16 protein-coding genes are annotated in these 21,602 nt (G+C 64.1%); 9 read left to right on the forward strand and 7 right to left on the reverse strand.

Annotated features, from left to right (window positions below; translation table 11 throughout):
* Nucleotides 1-6 precede the first annotated feature (6 nt).
* On the forward strand, nt 7-1,230 hold the full coding sequence (locus tag AXW67_RS21885) for an ABC transporter substrate-binding protein (RefSeq protein WP_063679506.1): 1,224 nt from the start codon (nt 7-9) through the stop codon (nt 1,228-1,230).
* 89 nt (nt 1,231-1,319) lie between these two features.
* Here AXW67_RS21885 and AXW67_RS21890 read toward each other — a convergent pair whose 3' ends face one another.
* A complete protein-coding gene (locus AXW67_RS21890; protein WP_063679507.1) occupies nt 1,320-2,096 on the reverse strand; it encodes a helix-turn-helix transcriptional regulator in 777 nt (258 codons plus the stop codon).
* A gap of 184 nt (nt 2,097-2,280) precedes the next feature.
* Here AXW67_RS21890 and AXW67_RS21895 point away from each other — a divergent pair, with 184 nt between their 5' ends.
* The 5 genes from AXW67_RS21895 (at nt 2,281) to AXW67_RS21915 (ending at nt 9,556) form a co-directional block, all read left to right on the forward strand.
* Nucleotides 2,281-4,542, forward strand: a complete 2,262-nt coding sequence (locus AXW67_RS21895; RefSeq protein WP_063679508.1) for a marine proteobacterial sortase target protein — start codon at nt 2,281-2,283, stop codon at nt 4,540-4,542.
* A gap of 183 nt (nt 4,543-4,725) precedes the next feature.
* Nucleotides 4,726-5,295, forward strand: coding sequence for a class GN sortase (locus AXW67_RS21900; protein WP_063679509.1), 570 nt, complete (start codon nt 4,726-4,728; stop codon nt 5,293-5,295).
* Between the two features lie 64 nt (nt 5,296-5,359).
* Nucleotides 5,360-6,076, forward strand: coding sequence for a DUF1614 domain-containing protein (locus AXW67_RS21905; RefSeq protein WP_063679510.1), 717 nt, complete (start codon nt 5,360-5,362; stop codon nt 6,074-6,076).
* A gap of 244 nt (nt 6,077-6,320) precedes the next feature.
* Nucleotides 6,321-8,540: an acetate--CoA ligase family protein gene (locus AXW67_RS21910; RefSeq protein ID WP_063679511.1), complete on the forward strand. Its 2,220-nt coding sequence runs from the start codon at nt 6,321-6,323 to the stop codon at nt 8,538-8,540.
* A gap of 179 nt (nt 8,541-8,719) precedes the next feature.
* Nucleotides 8,720-9,556: an MlaD family protein gene (locus AXW67_RS21915; protein WP_063679512.1), complete on the forward strand. Its 837-nt coding sequence runs from the start codon at nt 8,720-8,722 to the stop codon at nt 9,554-9,556.
* A 37-nt stretch (nt 9,557-9,593) separates the two neighbouring features.
* On the opposite strand, the gene AXW67_RS21920 is transcribed toward AXW67_RS21915, so the two are convergent.
* From AXW67_RS21920 to AXW67_RS21930, 3 genes are all read right to left on the reverse strand, one after another.
* Nucleotides 9,594-12,551, reverse strand: a complete 2,958-nt coding sequence (locus AXW67_RS21920) for an autotransporter outer membrane beta-barrel domain-containing protein (protein ID WP_430648727.1) — start codon at nt 12,549-12,551, stop codon at nt 9,594-9,596.
* Between the two features lie 447 nt (nt 12,552-12,998).
* Entirely contained in the window at nt 12,999-14,501 is a 1,503-nt protein-coding gene (locus AXW67_RS21925) for a flavin-containing monooxygenase (protein WP_063679514.1), read from the reverse strand.
* A 123-nt stretch (nt 14,502-14,624) separates the two neighbouring features.
* Nucleotides 14,625-15,383, reverse strand: coding sequence for a S1 family peptidase (locus AXW67_RS21930; RefSeq protein ID WP_063679515.1), 759 nt, complete (start codon nt 15,381-15,383; stop codon nt 14,625-14,627).
* Between the two features lie 135 nt (nt 15,384-15,518).
* Between AXW67_RS21930 and AXW67_RS21935 the strand changes: the two genes are divergently transcribed.
* Nucleotides 15,519-16,154: an HAD-IA family hydrolase gene (locus tag AXW67_RS21935; protein ID WP_063679516.1), complete on the forward strand. Its 636-nt coding sequence runs from the start codon at nt 15,519-15,521 to the stop codon at nt 16,152-16,154.
* 275 nt (nt 16,155-16,429) lie between these two features.
* Here the strand turns inward: AXW67_RS21935 and mtnA are convergent, their stop codons facing one another.
* The 3 genes from mtnA to AXW67_RS21950 form a co-directional block, all read right to left on the reverse strand.
* Nucleotides 16,430-17,536: an S-methyl-5-thioribose-1-phosphate isomerase gene (mtnA, locus tag AXW67_RS21940; protein WP_063679517.1), complete on the reverse strand. Its 1,107-nt coding sequence runs from the start codon at nt 17,534-17,536 to the stop codon at nt 16,430-16,432.
* Between the two features lie 18 nt (nt 17,537-17,554).
* On the reverse strand, nt 17,555-18,430 hold the full coding sequence (locus tag AXW67_RS21945) for an S-methyl-5'-thioadenosine phosphorylase (protein ID WP_063679518.1): 876 nt from the start codon (nt 18,428-18,430) through the stop codon (nt 17,555-17,557).
* A 287-nt stretch (nt 18,431-18,717) separates the two neighbouring features.
* Nucleotides 18,718-18,990 (reverse strand): phosphopantetheine-binding protein, encoded by a 273-nt coding sequence (locus tag AXW67_RS21950; RefSeq protein WP_063679519.1) that lies wholly within the window; start codon nt 18,988-18,990, stop codon nt 18,718-18,720.
* Nucleotides 18,991-19,349: 359 nt separating this feature from the next.
* Here AXW67_RS21950 and AXW67_RS21955 point away from each other — a divergent pair, with 359 nt between their 5' ends.
* Together AXW67_RS21955 and AXW67_RS21960 are read left to right on the forward strand one after the other, a co-directional pair.
* Nucleotides 19,350-20,570, forward strand: a complete 1,221-nt coding sequence (locus AXW67_RS21955; RefSeq protein ID WP_063679584.1) for an acyl-CoA dehydrogenase family protein — start codon at nt 19,350-19,352, stop codon at nt 20,568-20,570.
* A gap of 50 nt (nt 20,571-20,620) precedes the next feature.
* Nucleotides 20,621-21,601, forward strand: a complete 981-nt coding sequence (locus tag AXW67_RS21960) for an amino acid--[acyl-carrier-protein] ligase (protein ID WP_063679520.1) — start codon at nt 20,621-20,623, stop codon at nt 21,599-21,601.
* The last annotated feature ends 1 nt before the right edge of the window (nt 21,602 follow it).

Raw genomic sequence — 21,602 nt, forward strand, 5'->3', positions numbered from 1 at the left:
ATTTTCATGAACAACAAGAAACTCTCCCTGCTCGCCGCAGCGACCGCTTTGACCTTGCTCACCGCCGAGAGCGCCTACGCCCAGAAGAAATACGATACCGGCGCTTCCGACACCGAGATCAAGATCGGCAATGTCGAGGCCTATTCCGGCCCGGCGTCCGCCTACGGCATCATCGGCAAGACCGAAGAGGCCTATTTCAAGATGATCAACGAGCAGGGCGGCATCAACGGCCGCAAGATCAACTGGATCTCCTATGACGATGCCTATTCGCCGCCCAAGACGGTGGAGCAGATCCGCAAGCTGATCGAGAGCGACGAGGTTTTCCTGGTGTTCAACGCGCTGGGCACGCCGACCCAGACCGCCGTGCAGAAATATCACAACACCAAGAAAGTGCCGCAGCTATTCCTCGCCACCGGCGCCAGCAAGTGGAACGATCCGAAGGGCTTCCCGTGGACCATGGGCTTCCAGCCGAGCTACCGGGTCGAGGCGCGGGTCTTTGCGAAGTACATCCTGCAGGCGAAGCCCGATGCCAAGGTCGCAATCTTTTATGCCAATGACGATTTCGGCAAGGATTACGTCGCCGGCATCAAGGAGATCTTCGGCGACAAGGCGTCCTCGCTGATCGTCGCGGAAGAGAGCTACGAGACCACCGAGCCGTCGATCGATTCCCACATCGTCAAGCTGAAGGGCACCGGCGCCAACGTCTTCGTCAATATCGCCACGCCGAAATTCGCGGCGCAGGCGATCAAGAAGATCGCCGAGCTGGAATGGAAGCCGATGCAGGTGATGACCGACGTCTCGATTTCGATCGGCGCGGTGATGCAGCCTGCCGGCCTGCAAGCTTCCGAAGGCGTGCTGTCGGCGACCTATCTGAAGGATGCATCCGACCCGCAATGGAAGGACGATGCGGGCATGAAGAAGTTCATGGCCTTCATCGATAAATACATGCCGGGCGCCAACACCTCCGACATCAACCTCGTCTACGGCTACGCCGCTTCCCAGACCATGGTGCAGGTGCTGAAGCAGTGCGGAGACGAGCTGACCCGGGACAACGTGATGAAGCAGGCCGCAAGCCTGAAGGACTTCACACCCGACGTCATGATTCCCGGCATCAAGATCAACACTTCGCCGAACGACTTCGCCCCGATTGAACAACTCAAGATGATTCAGTTCAAGGGCGGCAAGTGGGATCTGATCGGCGACGTCATCAGCGCCGAGACCGGCGGCTAGCAGGAGCCACCTCCGGCTGAAACACGCTCCGATCGAACAAAATGGCGGCCGAAGGGCCGCCATTTTAGTCAAGCGATTCCGACGCGAGCCTAGACGGGCAGGAACAGCGCAAAGGATTCGTCGACCGTGCGCCGCAAATGATCGCGATAAAGTTCGCAATTCGGATGGCCGGGCGCGATCCGCCCGACCGCGGGATCGCTGAAGTTTCGTGCAGGAACGTAGGCGATCGGCGCCGCAATCGGCGTCAGTTGCGAGCCGGGGCCGGCGCGCAGCGTCGAGATGATGCCGTACATTGCACCGGTAACGGTCGGCCGCGACACGGTGATCACGCGATGCTGGCCGTGCTTGATGATGACGAGATAGATGAAGCCGGACTGGTGGGGCACCGCGACCTCGCCGGTGTGCTCATAGGCTGCATCCGTCCGCTCGCCCTCGCGGAAAACGAGCGAGGAGACTTTCGGCTCCCACAGGATCTCGGTGCGATAGGCGAAGATCGCGTCCTTGGCGCCGAATGACGGTCGCAGCGTGATGTAGACGTCTTCCAGCCAGGTCACCGCGCGATGCGAATAGGAGCCGAGGCTGTCTGGCGCGACGTCGTTGCCGGCCGGAGGCGCCGCCGCCGGCACGACGGCGCTCTTGCGCAGGGACACACCCAGCGCCTGCTCGAGCCGCACGGTCGTTGCCAGGGTGAACGGACGGCGGCCGCCAAGCACCTTCTCCAAGGTCGACAGGCTGAGCTTGGCCTGCTCGGCCAGCGCCTGCCGGGAGATCCGACGTTTCGCCAGCTCCTCGCGAATGGTCTCGGCGATCTCGCGGCTTTGCTCGTCCGAAAGCTGCTTGTCGGTGAGTTTATCCTGCGTCTGCATCGTTAGCCCTGCTCCACAAGGCCATTCTAGCAGGGCGGACGGACCAGCACAAAACCGCACAGAGCCGCCGACGCCGTGGCACAGCCGGGCCGACCATGGCGGAACATTGCCGATCATTCTGCTCGCGAAATCGGCCCATCCCGGCGGAAGGTCAGGGCCAGCAAACATCCTTGGAGCAGGCCAAATGGATACCTACGACGCCGACGACAGCTACGAACACCCCATGCTGGACAGACTGATCAAGCTCGGACTGTTTCTTCTGGTGCAGGGCATTGCCGTGCTCCTGGTCGGCTTCGTCGTCCTGCTCGTCAGCTTCGAGCCGAGCTGGTCGGCAACGACGGAGCAGGCCAGCCTGCTCCAGCCCGGCGATGCCCGCTCCGGCACCCTGCTGCTGAAGGACGACGGCGCCTATACCGAAGCCATCCGCCTCGGCATCGATGTCGACATCACGGTGTCGGGCCCGACACTGCGCGCCCGCGTCACGCAAGTCTTCCGCAATCCGACCAGGGACTGGGTCGAGGCGACCTATGTCTATCCGCTCGCCACCGACGGCGCCGTCGATACGCTGAAGATGGTGGTCGGCGACCGCGTCATCGTCGGCGACATCAAGGAACGGCAGCAGGCGCGCGTGATCTACGAGCAGGCGCGCCGCGCCGGCCAGAAGGCGGCGCTCACCGAGCAGGAGCGGCCGAACATCTTCACCAACTCGGTCGCCAATATCGGCCCCGGCGAGACCGTGCTGGTACAGATCGAATATCAGGAGCCGGTGCGCCAGTCCGGCAACGAATATTCGCTGCGCGTGCCCCTGGTGGTCGGACCGCGTTACAATCCGGCGCCGATCGCGCAGAGCGTCGACTTTCGGCCCGACGGCTCCGGCTGGGGCGCGACCACGACCGACCCGGTGCCGGACCGCGACCGCATCTCGCCACCCGTAAAGGATCCTGCCAAGAACGCTCCGGTCAACCCGACCAGCATCACAGTGCGTCTGCAGGCCGGCTTTGCGCTCGGCGAGGTGAAGAGCCACCTTCACAACGTCAAGATCGATAGCCCGGACAGCGCGACGCGCGTCGTCACGCTCGCCGACGGCCCCGAGCCCGCGGACCGCGATTTCGAGCTGACCTGGAAGCCGGCCGCAGAGAAGGCGCCGTCGGTCGGTCTGTTCCGCGAGCACATTGGCGATGCCGACTACCTCCTCGCCTTCGTCACGCCTCCCACGGTCGACCAGGCGTCGCAGAAGCCGTTGCCGCGCGAAGTGGTTTTCGTAATCGACAATTCGGGCTCGATGGGTGGCACCTCGATCCTTCAGGCCAAGGCGAGCCTTCTTTATGCCCTCGGCCGCCTGCAGCCGACCGACCGTTTCAACGTCATCCGTTTCGACGACACCATGGACGTGCTGTTTCCGACTTCCGTTCCGGCCGATGCGGCGCATGTCGGTGAGGCGACGTCGTTCGTGAGCGCGTTGCAGGCACGCGGCGGCACCGAGATGGTGCCTGCGATGCGCGCGGCACTGACCGACAAGCTCGGCGAGACCAGCATGGTTCGCCAGGTCGTGTTCCTCACCGATGGCGCGATCGGCAATGAGCAGCAATTATTCGAAGCGATCACCGCGATGCGCGGCCGCTCGCGCGTCTTCATGGTCGGCATCGGGTCGGCTCCCAACACCTATCTGATGACGCGCGCGTCCGAGCTCGGCCGTGGCGCCTTCACCCATATCGGCTCGGTCGAGCAGGTGGAGGAGCGCATGCGCGGCCTGTTCGCCAAGCTGGAGAACCCGGCCGTGACCGGCCTCACCGCAAAATTCTCCGACGCCAGGGCCGACATCACGCCGGCGATCATCCCCGACGTCTATCGCGACGAGCCCCTGGTGCTGGCGGCGAAGCTCGACAAGCTCGCAGGCGCGCTGGAGATCAAGGGCCGTGTCGGCGACCGGCCGTGGTCGTTGACGTTGCCGCTGCGCAATGCCGCCGAGGGTAAGGGCCTGTCGAAGCTCTGGGCCAAGCGCAAGATCGGCGACGCCGAAGTGGCGCGCACGATGCGGGAGATGACGCCGGAAGATAGCGACAAGACGATCCTGGCTTTGGCGCTCGATCATCAGATCGTCACGCGGCTGACCAGCCTCGTCGCGGTCGATAAGACGCCGAGCCGCCCCGCGGGCGAGCCGCTCAAGCTCAGCGAGCTGCCGATCAACCTGCCGGCCCGCTGGGATTTCGAAAAGGTCTTTGGTGAGCGGCCGCAGGTGCCGGCGCAACTGCGCGATCGTCGTGCCGATGCGAACGGCCAGCCGGCCGTGAGGCGGCCGACGCCTGCATTGCCCGACGCAATCCGTCTGCCCAAGACCGCAACCTCGGCCGATCTCAAGATGATCGCGGGCCTCACCCTGATCCTGCTCAGCCTGATCCTGTTCATGTTCAACCGGCGTCAGCCCTTGCTCACTGACGCCGCTTGAGAGAGGAGCCCCCGTACTCCTCTTCCTCAGCGCGCGCGGCTGCCCGTTCCCACCGACACGGCCGCGCGCGCCTTTTTATTCAACGTCATTGCGAGGAGCGAAGCGACGAAGCAATCCAGAGCACCACACAGGAGACGGTCCGGATTGCTTCGCTTCGCTCGCAATGACAGGAGAATATCCGCAATGCCCCGCCTGATCTCGCCGCTCGTCCTTGCCATCGTCGGCATCATCCTGTTCGGCGATGGCGCTTACATCCATGCCAAGGCGTGGCTCGCGCAGGTGCTGCTGGAGCGCGCCTTCGACAGGAGCGTTGCGACCGGACAGCCGGTGAAGCCGTGGTCCTGGGCGGACACCTGGCCGGTCGCGCGGATCGAGGTGAAGCGAATCGGCGCCAGCACCATCGTGCTGGCGGGCAGCAGCGGGCAGGCCCTCGCCTTCGGACCCGGTCATGTCGAACAAACGGTCGACGCCGGCGAGCGCGGCGTTGCCGTCTATGCCGCGCATCGCGACACGCATTTCCGCTTCCTGCGGAATGTTGCGATCGGCGACGTGATCGAGATCACGCGCAGCGACGGCAAACGCTTTCGCTATCGCGCGGACTCCTCGGATATCGTTCGTTTCGACAATTCGGGCATCGATCCCGCAACACAGGGTTTTGAACTGGTGCTCTCGACCTGTTGGCCATTCGACGCTGTCACGTCCGGTCCGGAGCGCTACATCCTGCATGCGGCCCTGGTCGGCGCCGACGGATAGGTTTGTCATCCACGCCATCCCGTGGGATGCTGCCCGTCGAAATCGTCTGCGATCGGATCCGACAATGCGTGGCGAGGTCCAGTACCTACCAATCACACCGGGATTGTTCACCATACTGGTGCTGCTGTTTGCCGCGCTGATCATCCTGATCCAGCTCCGCATCCTGCGTTACGCCTATATGCGGCTCGGGGTCGGACCAGGCACGGCGCTGCTGCTGCTGTTCGGATCGCTGGTCGGCAGCTATTTCAACATTCCGATCACGGTTCTGCCGGCCAAGGTGGTGCGCTCGGGCGAGATCGTCGATTTCTTCGGCATGCGCTACGTGGTGCCGCTGGTGACGGAATGGCCGGGCACGGTGCTCGCGGTCAATGTCGGCGGCGCGATCATCCCGACGATGATGTCGACCTATCTGGTGCTGAGGTATCAGCTCTGGGTGAAGGCAGCGATCGCGACCATTGCCATCGCATTCATCATCCACATGATGGCAACGCCCGTGCAGGGGGTCGGCATCGCGGTGCCCGTATTTGTGCCTGTCGTCGCCACGGCGATCCTGGCATTCCTGCTGTCGCGCGAATATGCCGCGCCGCTCGCCTATATCGGCGGCTCGATGGGGACTTTGATCGGGGCTGACCTGCTCAACCTCGACAAGATTGGCGGTCTAGGCGCACCCGTCGCGTCGATCGGCGGCGCCGGGACCTTCGACGGCATCTTCCTCACGGGAATCCTGGCCGTGCTGCTTGCCGGCCTCGCCTCGCCGTCGCGGCCGCGTGAGGTGTGGTAGCGGATCGAGAGCACGCAAGCCGGCGTTGCGTGAGAACAGCAATTGCTGGAGCACAGCGCTGACGATCGCGAGCACGCGCGCGGATCGTTCGCACTTTCGCCAAAAGTCCGGTGATGCTAGCCTTCTCGCAAGAAGTCCTGCCTATTCCGTCTGGCGGCATTGCGTTCATCACGAGCGCCTCGCCAGAGCTCGCCATAGAACAGAACGACGCGCCGCAACAAAAACAAAAAGTGAGGATTGCGCCATGGAAGCCCAGGTGTCTGCTGCATCCTTCTCTCCGCGCTCATGGTCTCCGTCACCTGGCGCCAGCGACATCGTGAGGGGCATTCATGCCATGCTGCACCCGCGCAACATCGTGCTGGTGGGCGCGACCGACAAGCCCGGCAATTACGCCGAGCGCATCTGGAACAATCTCGTCAAATACGGTTTTGAGGGCGGGCTCTATCCGGTCAATGCCAAGCGCGAAACCATCTGGGGCGTCACCTGCTACAAGGATTTTGCGAGCCTTCCCGAAAAGCCCGATCACGTGCTGGTGCTGGTGCCTGCACGCTTCGCCGTGCAGGTGATCCGCGATGCGGCTGCGGCCGGCGCGCGTTCGGCCACCATCGTCACCTCGGGCTTCAGCGAGTTGCAGGATGAGGAGAGCCAGAGGCTCGCGGCCGAACTGCAGGCGGCGATCCGCGAGACCGGCCTTGCCGTCACCGGCCCGAACTGCCTCGGCAATTTGAGCGCCGGCGAGAACCTCTTCACCAATATCGACGACCGCATCGTCACCATGGAACAGGGTGCAGTGGCGATCGCCGGACAGTCCGGCGCCATCGTCATGGCGATCCGGCAAGCGCTGGAAGATCGCGGCGTCGGGGTCGGCTACATGGTGACGACCGGCAACGAGGCCGGACTCGAGACGCCGGACCTGATGCGCTATTTCGCCGAGGATCCCAGCATCAAGGTGATCGTCGTCTATCTCGAAGGCGTGCGCAACACCAAGTCGTTCCGCGACGCCTGCAAGGCGGCGCGCGCCGCGAGCAAGCCGGTGATCGCACTCAAGCTCGGCGCCTCCGAGGGCGGCCGCGCAGCAGCAATGGCCCACACCGGCGCGCTCGCAGGTTCGATCGAGACGTTCGATGCGATTGCGACCCGCGAGGGCGTGATCCGCGTGAGCGGGCTCGACGAGCTGATCGAGACCACTGAGTGCTTCGCGCACGCCGCGATGCCCAAGGGCGACCGGCTTGCCGCGGTCACGCTGTCCGGCGGCAAGCGCGGCATGCTGATCGACGCCTTCTATGCCGAAGGCCTGAACTTTGCGCCGCTGAGCCCGCATGTCAGCGGCGAGCTCGCGAAGATGCTCGGGCCGGGCTCGATCGTTGGCAACCCGCTCGACGCCGGCTTTGCCGCGGTGGTCGATCCCTCCGTTTACATGAAGTCGATCAAGCTGATGATCGACGATCCCGACATCGACGTCGTCATCATCGATTCCGAGCTGCCGAAGGCGCCGCACGAGCTGCGCGAGCGCAATTTGCGCATCGTCAACGAGATGGCGAGCGGAGCCTCGAAGCCCGTTATCTATGTCAGCGCGATGTCGATCGGCTTCACCGAGTTCACCAAGGGCCTGCGCAAGTCGCTGCCGCATCTCACGGTCATGCAGGGCATGGACCGTGCGGTGACCGCGATCAAGTCTCTGCTCGACTATGCCAGGCTGCGCAAGGAAGTGCCTGACATTCTCTCCAGCTCGAAGGCTTCGGCGCGCGCCGTGCTGGAGAAGACACTGAAATCGGCAACCGGCGCCGCGCTCGACGAGGTCGCCTCGAAGAAGCTGTTGAAGGCCTACGGCATCCCGATCTCGAAGGAGGCGATCGCGCAGACGGCGGCGGAGGCGGTGAAGATCGCCAAGCAGATCGGCTTTCCCGTCGTGGCCAAGGTCGTCAGCGCCGAGATCCTGCACAAGTCCGACATCGGCGGCGTGGTGCTGAACCTCAACAGCACGGCCGAGGTGAAGAAGGCATTCACCGATATCACCGCGCGGGTGAACAAGCTGAAGGGCAAGCCCAGGCTCGACGGTATTCTCATTGCGCAGCAGGTCAAAGCCGATCTCGAGCTCGTGGTCGGCGCGTCCCTGGATGCGGAGATGGGTCCGGTCGTGCTGTTCGGAACCGGCGGCATCGACATCGAGCTGATGAAGGACGTGGCGCTCGCCGGTGCGCCGCTGGACGCGGCTGAGGCGAAGCTCGTGATCGGCCGCACCAAAGCTGGCATCAAGATGCGCGGCTATCGCGGCAGGCCGAAGCTGGATGAAGCCTCGGCCGTAAAGGCGCTGGTCGGTCTCTCCAACCTGATCGCGGATGCCGGCGACCGGATCGCTTCGATCGACATCAATCCGTTCCTGATCAATACAAAGACCGGCGTTGCGGTCGATGCCCTGATCGTCCTGAACAATGCCGCGGCAAAGCGCGCGGCGGGACATTGAGGTCGCGTGAGGGATCGTGGGGCGGATTAGCGCAGCGTAATCCGCCAATTCGCGCAATGGCCGCTCAAGACAGTGGCGGGTTACGCTTCACTAACCCGCCCTACTTTCCATGACCAATAGACCGCGTCCGGTATCGAGGTTCTTCCAACTTACCCGGTTTGACCGTAAAATCGGGCTGCATGGCACGCGCGAGCAATCTGGTAATCGGAACGGCGACGCTGGCGGCGATCGCCGTGGCGTTCGGCGGCCTGCTCGGCGTGCAGAAATGGCGCAGCATCCAAAGCCGCAGCCAGTTGCGCGTCGTGTTCGAAGGCGGATCTGCCAGCGGCCTGCGCCGCGGTGGTCCGGTCAATTTCGACGGCGTTCCCGCGGGCCAGATCCTGTCGATCAAGCTGGACAAACCGCGCCGGATCGTGGCGCTCGTGATGCTCGACAACAACGCGCCGATCCGCAAGGACACGGTGGCCGGCATCGAGTTCCAGGGCCTCACGGGCGTTGCCGCGATCTCGCTGATCGGCGGCGCGCCCTCGGCGCCGCCGGTGCCGGTGGATTCGGATGGCATCCCGGTGCTGATCGCTGATCTCAGCGACGCCGAATCCATCGTTGAGACCCTGCACAGTGTCGACCGCATGATCGTTGCCAACTCCCCTGCGATCAAGGACGGCTTGCGCACGTTCGAGGACTACACCGCCGATCTCAAGGGCAAGGGCGACGAGATCGATTCGGTCATGGCCAAGGTCGACAGCGCCTTTGCAGGCTTCGACAAGGCGGTCACGAAAATCGAGGGCACGGTGCCCGGTTTCGTCGACGGCAAGGCCGACGAGCTGTTCGAGAAGGTGCAGGGATTGCGCGAGCTCGCCGATACCATGAAGAAGAAATCGGCGAGCTTCATCGAGGATGGCCGCAAAACCCTGCTCGATATCAGCGAGGCCGCGAACAAGATGACCGGCAAGTTCGATCCGCAAGGTGCCCCCGCCCCGCGCCCTCCCCGCAAGCCGCCGCAGCCGAAGCGGTGATACTTACCCTGCCCTGGAGGGCCCTCCAGGCCGCGCCCTACCACGCGTAGCGCACGACGCCCTTGCCGGCGTAGGAGCGGGTGACAGCCGAGAACTCGCCCTCGAAAGTCAGCACCGCGGACCAGCCGTTCATCCAGCTCATTTGCGCCGACGCCGTGGTCAATGCGGAATCGCGCGCCTGTGCGGCGCCGTTCACGACGAAGGCCGATCCGGGCAGCGTCTGGAACACTGCACTGACGCTGCGGTCCGAATTGAAATCATGCGCCCAGGCGGCACGGCCGCGCAGCGTGAGCAGGCCGCCGGCGGCCGCGAACGATCTGTCGGCGCGAAAGCCCAGCTCGGTGCGGGTATCGGTCACGCTCTTGGCGGCGTAGTTGAGCGCAAAGGCGTTGCTGCCGACCACGGCAGTCTCGGCATAGTTCGGCAGGCTGAACATGGTGGCCTGAAGCGCGGCATAGGGCGTGAGACCGATCCACTGTGTCGCATGGCGATAGCCGCCCTCGATGCGGCCCGAGATGGCGTTGGCATTGAATTGCGCACGCAGCTGGTTGGAGCCGGCATCGGTGAGCGTGCGATTGGTCGTCACGTCCTGCCAGCCGTAGGCCAATGCTGCCGAGAGATAAGCCGGTCCGGTCGTGTGACGCACGAAGGCGCCGGCCTGGAACAGGTCGGAGCGTCCCCAGCCGAGCCCGTTCACGGCAAAACCGGTGCCGCCGCCGGCAAGCGCAAAGCCGGCGAGCGTCGACGGCGAGATGCGATAGTCGAGGCCGACGGCGGTGCCGTAGATGCTGCTGGTGGTGTTGTTCGAGCCGAGCGCCGCGTTGCCGTCGGTGGTCTGCGAGCCCCCGTAGCCGGCCGCCCACACATCCCAGCGCTGCACGAAATTTACCGGCGGCGCCTTGCGAGTGATCGAAGCAAGGGCATCGCGCGCGCTCCTGCCGGTCGCGGCATAGGCGTTCGCGCTCGTCTCCTCGGCGAACGGCGTCGCGCCGGACGTGCCGCCGCGCCCCGAGCCGAACACGTCGGTCAGCAGGCCGAGGAACTGGTTCATCGCGTTGAACGTGGTCTGCTGCGATCCCGTCGCAGGCTCGCCCGAGGCTTGCGTCAGGCCGGCGGGCGTGAGGTTCGCGAGCGCGACGGGCAGGCTGCCGGTGCTGTTGAAAACGGCCGTCAGCGCGTTTGCGACGTTCCGCTGATTGACGTTGAGGCCTCCGCCGTAACTCAGCGCGAGATCGAGAAAGACGTTGTTGGGATCGTAGCTGAGAGTGGCCCTCAGGTTTGACGAGAGCCCGGTGACGACCGGGTTGAACGTGTCGGGAAGCGTCGCCGCATTCAGGATCGCGTAGTGCTTCGCGATCGAGCCGGTCGGAACGACGACGACGGTCGCGCCGCCGAGCGTCGCCGTTCCGGTCACGACCGCAAGGCCGTTACTCGCGCCGGAAACCTGCACCATGTAGCGCGACGCACTCGCGAGCGAGAGATTGCCGGAGACGGTCAGCGTTCCCGTCGGATTGCCCGGCGCCAATACGCCACCATTGACGGTGGTCGTGCCGACCGTGCCGACACCGCCGAACGTGCCACCCGCGGCGACGCTCACAATGCCGTTGATGGTGCCGGCGAGCAGAAGCGTTCCGCCGAGCACGCTCCAGTTCTGGTTGCCGACGCCCGTCACCGTCCAGGTCGAGCTGCCGACCTTGTTGAAGGTCGAGAAGCCGGTGTACTGGCCGCCTATCAGGCTGAGATTGAACGTATCCTTGCCGATACCGCCGAGCTGGAACGTGTCGGTGCCGGAGGCGAGCACCTGGCCGTTGATCACGCTGCCGGGGCCGAGTGTAAGCACGTTGGTGCTGCAGCCGCACAAATCGATCGCCAGCGCACCCGCCGCGGCGGCGTTGATGGTTCCGGAATTGAAGACGCTGACGCTGCCGAGAGTGCTGATGCCTACGCTTCCGGCCCCGACATTGATAGTGCCGGTATTGACGATCTGGTTGCTCGCCGAAGTCGTGGACACGGAGATACCGTTGCTGGAGGCGCCGACGGAAATCGTTCCGTTGTTGATCACGACGACGTCGTCGCCCAACGCGGTGATGCCTTGCGCGCCATCGCCCCCCGTAATCCGGCCGTTGTTCGTGATGGTGCTCGACGAGCCGGAAAAAGCGATGCCGGAGCCGCCAACGGATATGGTGCCGTTGTTGCTGATCGTGGCATGGCTTCCCTGAACTGAAATGCCCGTTGCAAAATCGCTGCCTGTGATAGCGCCGAAATTGCTGACGGTTTCGAGATTACCCTGCATGAGGATGCCGGTGGCGTTCTGGCCGACCGAAATATGGCCCGTGGCCGTATTCGTGACGGCGTTATTGTCGCTGATCGCGAGAATGCCGCCGGTGAACCCGGAAGAGGAGGCGCCGACTATGATCGCGCCGGCATTCGTCGCGGTCGAGCTGCCGAAAACCCAAATACCCCTGGAGTCGTCGAGACCGGTGATCGTGCCACCCGCGGCGTTGGTCACCGTGTTGTTCTGGCCCGTGAAGATGCCTGCGCCCGATGCTCCGACCGACAGCGCGCCGCCGTTGCTGACGGCGTTGTTGTTATGGACCGAGATCGCTGCGCCGCCATCACCCGTGGTGATCGTCCCGGCATTGGCGATGATGTTGTGATCCTGCGCGGAGATGCCCGCACCGTTGCCAAGCACCGTGATGGCGCTGTTGTTGGTCACGGTGCTGGAATTCCCCACACTGATGCCGATCAGGCCGGAGCCGGCCGACAACGTCCCGTTGTTGGTGACAGTGTTGGAATCGTTGAGGCCGACCGACGCCGTGCCGTTGTCGAGCACGGTGGCCCCGGAGAGCACGTTGACGGTGAGGCTATCGACGCCGACCCCGGCCTGAAAGCCGTTGGCGTCGGTGCCGCTGCAGGTGACGGTCTGACCGCTCGACGCCGGATCGGGGACGCATTGCGCCTGCGCTGCCGTCGTCGACAGGGTGAGGCCGATCATAATTGCGAGGACCGAGGACGCGGCGGCGAAGGACACGGCGCCATATCGGCGTAGCTGGCCCTGCCGCTTCGATAGCCACCCGCCGTTCACACGACTTCCCCATTCCCACGCTTTCGCGGCGGAACTTAAGTCATGAGGCCTGCGTGTGAAACTCCGACCGCACCCGATGCCTCCATTTGGCTCACAACCGAGGCAGATTCAAATGGCCATGTTGCAACCACGCCACGGTCTTGCAGCGCTGAATTCCCGTTCTGCGCACGCAACGCGATATGCAGATCCATCAATGTGGACGGGGGTTCACATCAATGGCCTGACATTCAAAGCCGCACGGCTGCCGGCTCGCGCCACAACATTGTCCTGGGTAATCGGCCCCGGCTTTCGCCAGGACGACAGCGAGCGAGCCGATTGCCCAATAGCCAGTGTCGCCCCGGCGATCTCTACCGCACCTCACCCGTAGACAAACGCCTTGTCATCCAGATCCGTCTTCGGGATCTCGTCCTTTTCGGTCCAGTAGTCCTGGCTGTGCTCCCATTCCGGCTTATCACCGCGCTTGGGCAACAGGGCCATGTTGCGCATCATGTAGCCGGGGTTGAAATTTTCCGGATCGATCCACGGCAGGATCGGCATGTTGTGATCCTCTGGCCGCAAGCGGACCTCGACCTTGTTCGCGCCCTTGTCCTTCATGTGGCCGAGCAGCCGGCAGACGAAGTCGGCGACGAGATCGACGCGCAACGTCCAGCTCGCGCGGAAATAGCCGAACACCCAGACCATGTTCGGCACGCCCGTGAACATCATGCCGCGATAGGTGACGGTGTCGCCGAAGGCGAGCGGCTTGCCGTCGATCTCGAAGGCGATGTCGCCGAGGGCTGCAAGGTTGAAGCCGGTCGCGGTCACGATGACGTCGGCCTCGAGCAGCTTGCCTGACTTGAGCTGGATGCCGTTCTCGACGAAGCACTCGATCTCGTCGGTGACGACGGATGCCTTGCCGCTGGCAATGCCCTTGAACAGATCGGCATCGGGCACGAAGGCGATCCGCTGCCGCCACGGCCGATACGATGGCGTGAAGTGCGTCTCGACGTCGTAGTCGGGACCGAGCACCGCGCGGATCTGATCGATCAGCTCCTTCTTCACATGATCGGGCTTGGCCACGCAGAGTTTCGTAAAGGCATCCTGCTCGAACAAGATTTTGCGGCGGACGATCTCGTGGATCCACTCTTCGTCGACCTGAAGCCTGCGCAGCTCCTCGGCGATCTCGATGGCGTTGCGGCCGAGCCGGAAATAGGTCGGCGAGCGCTGCAGCATGGTGACATGCGCGCAAGCATCCGCAATGTTCGGCACCAAAGTCGCCGCGGTCGCGCCCGAACCGATCACGACCACCTTCTTGCCAGAGAGATCGAGATCATCCGGCCAGGTTTGCGGATGGACGATACGGCCCTTGAAGCGGTCCATGCCTTTCCATTCCGGCGTGTAGCCCTCGGAATGGCGATAGTAACCCTGGCACATCCAGAGGAAGTTCGCGGTGAAGGTCCTGGCCTCGCCGGTGTCGGTCGTTGTCGCTTCGATGGTCCAGAGATTTTGCTCGCTCGACCAGCTCGCGGAATTGATCCTGTGTCCGTAGCGGATGTGCTTATCGAGACCGTTGTCCTCGATCACCTCGTTCATATAGGCGAGTATCTCTTCGGCGGTCGCGATCGGCGGGCCGACCCAGGGCTTGAAGCGATAGCCGAAAGTGTGGAGATCGCTGTCGGAGCGGATGCCGGGATAACGATGCGTGATCCAGGTGCCACCGAACGACGCCTGTGTCTCCAAAACGACGAAGCTGGTACCGGGGAGCTGCTTGGTGAGGTGATAGGCGCTGCCGATGCCGGAGATGCCGGCACCGACGATCAGCACGTCGAAATGTTCCGAGGCCTGTTTGGTCGTGGCGTGACTGCGAACAGCGACATTCATTGTTGCTTCTATGCCTTGCTTGTTTTGGACCGCCCTTGACCGGACGGCGCGTTTCCTCCGCGATCGGCATCCTCACCGATCGTGCTTCCGCTTCAAAATGGCATAGATCAAGTCGCGATCAAATCACAGCATCGCACCCCAGCTCCGCGCGGTCTGCAAGATCCAGTCGCGATAGAGCGTGAGCGGTGTGACGCCGGTCAGTCCACCGCAGCCGGCGGCGCCATTCGGCCCGGTCGACCAGCTAACGACGCCGACAATCACGGGCCCGTTCGGCTTGTCTTCGAATACGGGGCCGCCGGAATCACCGGTGCAAGCGCCGATTCCGTCGCGAACACCGTTGGTTACGGGATCGACCAGCCGGATCTGGAGCGTTCCCGGCTGACCTGTTGCAACGAGGCCCGCCACCCGCGTGACACCGCCGCTCTTGCCGTCACCGCGCGTGGTGACACCCATACCGGCGATCGTGAAGCGGCTGCCGACCTGGATTGGAATTTGCGGCGCGCCGACCGGCACCGTCGATTTTCCCTTGAGTGGAATTTCCAGTTGCAGCAGCGCAACGTCCGCGGTGGCGCGATGCGCCTGCATCGCCTGCATGTTGAAGTTCGGATGAATCGCGACGATGCGGACGTTCATCAGTTGCGGCTTACCGTCGGCGCCGTAGTCGACGACCTTGTAGTCGGCACCGGGCTGCACGCAGTGCGCCACCGTCAGCACCAGTTTTGGTGCGATCAGGCTACCGGTGCAGAAATTACCGCGCGAGCCGACGATGGTGACGACGGCACGCGCCACGCCTTCGGCCTGCGGTGTGCCGCCGCCGACGATGGCGTGGGCGGGCGTCGTGAGCAGCAGTGCACCTGCAATGAACGTCGCGAACTTTGTCATGGGAACATGTCTTGTGGGATGGCATTTGGGCGGTCGATCGGCGAAGGCCCGACATGGCTTCGGTCTGGCCCTTGCCCATAGCGCGTGCTAGCCGTCTTGTCAGCTATCTTGGCACGAATTAACGAGGGTGGGACAGTGGCGATCGGGGCGGTGATCTTTGATTTTGGCGGCGTGTTGACGAGCTCGCCGTTCGAGGCGTTCACGCGTTTCGAGACCGAACGGGGTCTGCCCGCCGACATCATCCGGCGCACCAATGCCGCCAATCATCTGGAAAATGCCTGGGCCAGGTTCGAGCGCGCCGAGGTCGATATCGAGACCTTCGATAAGCTGTTCGCCGCGGAATCGCTCGCGCTCGGCGCCGAGGTCCGCGGCCGCGATGTGCTGCCGCTGCTCCAGGGCGATCTGCGCCCCGAGATGGTCGAGGCCTTGAAGCGCATCAAGGCGACGTTCAAGACCGGCTGCATCACCAACAATTTGCCCGCCAACGCGATCGGCAGCCTCACCGGGCGCACGCTCTATGTCGCCGAGGTGATGGCGCTGTTCGATCACGTGATCGAGTCCGCCAAGACTGGTCTGCGCAAGCCCGACCCGCGTATCTACCGGATGATGGTCGAGACGCTGAAGGTGGATCCGAAAACTTGCGTCTATCTCGACGATCTCGGCGTCAATCTCAAGCCCGCGCGCGAGATGGGCATGACCACGATCAAGGTCACCAGCGGCGCGCAGGCCATCGCCGAGCTCGAAGCGGCGACGGGGCTTAGCCTTCGTTAGTCAGGACAAGCGCGACACTGCCAGTCCCTCATCCTGAGGAGCGCGCTCTTGCGCGCGTCTCGAAAGGATAAGGCCCGCTCGTACCCCTCACCCTTCGAGACGCCGCGCAGGCGCGGCTCCTCAGGGTGAGGGATGTAGATGGTCACGCGCTGCTTCACCAAAACTCGTCAATGCGAGCGCAGCGAAGCAATCCAGACCGTCTCGGCGGAGGGATTCTGGATTGCTTCGCTGCGCTCGCAATGACGGTGTGGCTCGATATCGCTTTGACGAATTAACTATTCCGCCGCAGCCGCGATCCGTTCCGGGAATGCGGCTGCGAGCGAGGCGCGATCCGGCTTCAGCACGCCGCGTTCGGTGATGAGACCGGTGACGAGCCGCGCCGGCGTGACGTCGAAGGCGTAGTTCGCAACCGGCGACCCCTCCGGCACGATGCGGACCGTCTCCAGCCGGCCATCGGCGGTGCGACCGGTCATGTCGGTGACCTCCACCCCGCTGCGCTGCTCGATCGGAATGTCCTTGATGCCGTCATTGACGGCGAAATCGATCGTCGGCGACGGCAGTGCGACATAGAACGGCACGCCGTTGTCGTGGGCGGCGAGCGCCTTGAGGTACGTGCCGATCTTGTTGCAGACATCGCCATTGGCGGCGACACGATCGGTGCCGACGATGGCAAGGTCGACCATGCGGTGTTGCATCAGATGGCCGCCGGTGTTGTCGGGGATCACGGTGTGCGGCACGCCGTGATGACCGAGTTCCCAGGCGGTGAGCGAGGCACCCTGGTTGCGCGGGCGGGTCTCGTCGACCCAGACATGGATCTTGATGCCGCGCTCATGCGCGAGGTAGATCGGCGCGGTCGCCGTGCCCCAGTCGACGGTCGCGAGCCAGCCGGCATTGCAATGGGTCAGCACGTTGACCGTCTCGCCCGGCTTCTTCGCCGCGATCGCCTCGATCAGCTGCAGGCCGTTGGCGGCGATGCCGCGGTTGATCTCGACGTCCTGTTCGACGATCTCGTCGGCACGCGCATAGGCGGCCTCGGCCCGTTCCAGAGGATCGATCGGCGCAAGCGTCGCGCGCATCTCGTCCAGCGCCCATTTCAGATTGATCGCAGTCGGCCGCGCCACGATCAGCGTCTCGTAGGCGCGCTTCAGGCCGGCATCGGAGCTGTCCTCGCGCATGGCGAGCGCCATGCCGTAGGCCGCGGTGGCGCCGATCAAGGGCGCGCCGCGCACCAGCATGTCGCGGATGGCGACCGCCGCATCCTCGCACGACGTCAGCCGTGCGATGACGAATTCATGCGGCAGCCTGCGCTGGTCGATCGCGCCGACAGACCAGCCGTCGCGCTCGCGCCAGATGCTGCGAAAATGCTTACCGTCGACCTTCATGGCATTCTGCCTTTCGTCTCAGCCCCGCAGCACGCGCCCCGCCACCGCATCGAGCTTCCGGAGCAGCTCCGGATCGCGGGCCTCGGGCGCCGTGATCAGCGCGGTGTCGAGTGCGCGGTCCGAGCCGATCGGGCACGGCTCATGCTCGCGCGGAAACTCCTTGGCCAACCGCGCCACCAGCGCCTTGGCCTTGTCGGCGTTCGAGGTCAGCATGCGGATGATGTCCTGCACGGTGACGGCATCATGGTCGGGATGCCAGCAATCGAAATCCGTCACCATCGCAACCGTGGCGTAGCAAATCTCCGCCTCGCGGGCGAGCTTCGCCTCGGGCATGTTTGTCATGCCGATCACGGAGTAACCGAGCGTCTTGTAGGTCATGCTTTCTGCAAGGGTCGAGAATTGCGGTCCCTCCATGCAGACATAGGTACCACTGCGGGCGATCGCGATGCCCTCGGCTTCGGCCGCGGCCGCCAGATGAATGCGCAGGCGCGGCGTGACCGGGTGCGCCATCGACACATGCGCGACGCAGCCCCTGCCGAAGAACGAGCTCTCGCGCTTGTAGGTGCGATCGACGAACTGGTCGACGAGAACGAAGGTGCCGGGCGGCAGTTCCTCCTTGAACGAGCCGCAGGCCGACAGCGACACCAGATCCGTGACGCCGGCGCGCTTCAGCACGTCGATATTGGCGCGGTAGTTGATGTCGGAGGGCGACAGCCGGTGGCCCTTGTCATGGCGCGGCAGGAACACGATCGGCAGGCCCGCGATGGTCCCGCGCCGCAACGGCGCCGACGGCTCGCCCCAGGGGCTCTTGATCACCTCTTCGTGTGCGCCTTCGAGACCCGGCAGGTCGTAGATGCCGGAGCCGCCGATGATGCCCAATACCGCCTGCGTCATGCCTGCTCCACCCCGTTCGCGATATGCCATCCCGCGGAGAAGCTATGCCAGCTTTGCGGCGGTTTTGGAACGGGGGTTGGGGGGGCCTAGACGCCAACGCTGTAAGAGGCGCAAAGCGCTCGCCGCACATTCGATGTCGTCCCGGCGCAGGCCGGGACCCATAACCACAGGGCGTGGTTTGGCGAAGACTAGTCGTTCGGTACTACTACCAGTCGCTATCGATAGATTCCGCGGTATGGGTCCCGGCCTGCGCCGGGACGACGTCGGAGAGCAGTAGAGCCCATGGCTCAAGCCGCCGTCGCCGGCTGCAGCTGGATCGCGACCATCCGCTCCAGCGTCTCGACGGATTGGAAATTCTCCGGGGTGATCTCGGACTGCGGGATGGTGAAGTCGAACTCGGCTTCGACGCCCAGCATCAGGTTGACCATGTCCATCGAGGTCAGGCCGACGTCGACGAGCTTCGCCGACGGGGCGACGTCAGCGGAAAGCGAATTCTGTTCGAGGATGCCCTTCACCAGCTTGATGATGCGATTGCGCATGTCGGTATCGAAGGCTTGCATCGGCAAATTCCCATCTGTCTATCAATGTCGGACCGGACTGCCGGCTACGATGGGCAGGGGCGGCCGATCCCGCAATGGGCGCGACCATTACTTCGCGTTTCTTAGTAAACGATGACTCAGATTGTCTAAAAATCAGGCCGCTTCCAGAGTCCTAACGCGTTGGCCGAAATCTCGGTGATGCGAACAACCGGACTTTAACTGTCCGTTCGGAATTGGGGTTCGTTTACCCTCTATTTCATCGACGAATTTGAATTAAATCCGTAGCCTCACATCACAAGCAAAGATTGTCGGATGATCGCTGGCTGCATCGCAAATGATGGCGGGTGATCTCGAACGGCGAAATGGAGAGGCGGACGAGCATGAACGTGCGTGAAGCGGTCCTTCAATCTATCGACGACGCGCAAGCAAGCTTTCTCGAACAGGGCCCCTCGCTGGTCGAGCGCGCGGCCAAGACCGCCGCGGCAGCCGCCGCTGACGCCGAGGGCGTCGATCGCGACGCCCGCTTCCCCTACAAGGCTTTTGAAATTGCGCGCGAGCAGAAGCTGCTCGGCGTCATGATCCCCGTCGAGTACGGCGGGTTTGGTGCCTCGATCTACGATGTCACCGATATTTGTTACACGCTCGGGCGCGCCTGCGCCTCGACCGCGATGATCTATGCGATGCACCAGACCAAGGTCGCCTGCGTCGTCAGGCACGGCCACGGTATCCCCTGGATGGAAACCATGATGCGCCGGGTCGCCCGCGACCAGTGGCTGCTCGCCTCCTCCACCACCGAAGGCCAGAACGGCGGCAATATCCGCGCCAGCGCGGCCGCCGTCGACCACGCCGGCGATACCGTCTCGCTCGTGCGCGACGCCACCGTGATCTCCTACGGCGCCGAGGCCGACGGCCTCGTCACCATAGCCCGCCGCGCCACCGAGGCCGCCGCATCCGACCAGGTGCTGCTGGCGCTCGCCAAGGACGACTATTCGCTGAAGCGTACGCTGGGCTGGGAAACGCTCGGCATGCGCGGCACCTGCTCGACCGGCTTCGAGCTGAAAGTGGACTGCCCCAGCGACCGCGTTTTTCCCGAATCCTATGACAAGATTCACGCTCAGACCATGACGCCATTCGCGCATCTGTGCTGGTCGTCGGCCTGGGCCGGCATCGCGGCCGCAGCCGTGACGCGCGCACAAGCCTTCGTCCGCAAGGCGGCGCGCGGCGCGGGCGGGCAGATGCCTCCCGCCGCAGCGCACTTCACCGCCGCGAAAATGTCGCTCGCCAAGCTGCGCGCGCTGATCGCTGCCAATGTCGACGCCTTCGCCCGCGCCGAGCATGACGAGCGCGCACTGAGCTCGCTCGACTTCCAGTCCTCGATCACGCTCCTGAAGGTCCAGGCTTCCGAGCTCGCGGTCGAGACCGTGATGCATGCGATGCGCACCACGGGCCTCTCGGGCTATCGCAACGACGGCGAGTTCACCATGGGCCGTCACCTGCGCGACGTGCTGTCGTCGCCGATCATGATCAACAATGACCGCATCCTCGCCAATGCCGCGACATCGACGCTGATGAGCGGCGTGCCGGCAAGCCTTAGGGACTAACAAGCCTTCGCGACCAACAAAAACAATTTGAGATAGCAGGACTCGCATCCATGAATATTGCCGTTCTTCCCAATTCCCCCGAGACCGCGCCGCAGATCGCCGATCCGCTCGATCACCTCGCCGACACCCTGTTCCACCGCATGGGCTCGGATGGCGTCTACGCGCGCACCGCGCTCTATGAGGGCGTCGTCGAGCGGCTCGGCACGCTGATCACGAACCATCGCGAGGCCGGCACCGAGGTGATGCGCTTCCCGCCGGTGATGAGCCGCGCCCAGCTCGAGAAGTCCGGCTATCTCAAGAGCTTTCCGAACCTGCTCGGCTGCGTCTGCGGCCTGCACGGCACCGAGCGCGAGATCAACGCCGCGGTGAGCCGCTTCGATGCCGGCGGTGACTGGACCACCTCGCTCTCCGCGGCCGACCTCGTGCTGTCGCCGGCCGCCTGCTATCCCGTCTATCCGATCGCGGCGAGCCGCGGCCAGCTGCCGAAGGGCGGCCTGCGCTTCGACGTCGCCGCCGACTGCTTCCGCCGCGAGCCATCGAAGCATCTCGACCGGCTGCAATCGTTCCGGATGCGCGAATATGTCTGCATCGGCAGCCCCGACGACGTCGCCGATTTCCGCGAGCGCTGGATGGTGCGCGCGCAGGCGATCGCCTGCGACCTCGGCCTGACCTTCCGCGTCGACTATGCCAGCGATCCCTTCTTCGGCCGCGTCGGCCAGATGAAGGCGGTGAGCCAGAAGCAGCAGCAGCTCAAGTTCGAGCTCCTGATTCCGCTGCGTTCGGAAGAACAGCCGACCGCGTGCATGAGCTTCAACTATCATCGGGAGCATTTCGGCACCACCTGGGGCATCCAGGACGCCAATGGCGAACCCGCCCACACCGGCTGCGTCGCCTTCGGCATGGACCGGCTCGCGGTCGCCATGTTCCACACCCATGGCACCGATCTCTCCGCCTGGCCCACCAAGGTGCGGAACATCATGGGCATGCAGCCGCACGTTCCGGCCGATGCCCATGGCGAGGGTTGGCGCTAAA

This window comes from Bradyrhizobium neotropicale, assembly GCF_001641695.1.
Classification (GTDB): Bacteria; Pseudomonadota; Alphaproteobacteria; order Rhizobiales; family Xanthobacteraceae; genus Bradyrhizobium; species Bradyrhizobium neotropicale.